The sequence below is a fragment of the Desulfatiferula olefinivorans genome (assembly GCF_054657895.1).
The window spans coordinates 1-245 of sequence record NZ_BAAHXV010000154.1 but is presented as its reverse complement, the minus strand read 5'-3'; the positions used below and the strand labels follow the sequence as shown (position 1 = coordinate 245).

The 245-nt window shown below is 60.4% G+C and carries 1 pseudogene; it reads left to right on the top strand.

Features of this window, described 5'->3' with window-relative positions:
* Positions 1-245 (top strand): annotated as a pseudogene (locus ACYQ11_RS22250) (formate dehydrogenase subunit alpha); the annotation flags it as partial.

Genomic DNA, 245 nt, shown 5'->3' with positions numbered 1-245 from the left:
ATCAAGATGACCGAATTCGCCGATCACTGGCTGAGGCCCAATCCCGGCACGGATGTGGCCTGGATCAACGGCCTGATGCACGTGATCATCGCCGAAGACCTCTATGACAAGGATTTCACGGCAAACCGCTGCGAGAATTTCGAGGCCCTCAGACAGTCCGTGGCCGCCTTCACGCCCGACCATGTGGAGACGATCACCGGTATTCCCGCAGGCGATCTGATCGCTGCCGCACGGCTCTACGCCGG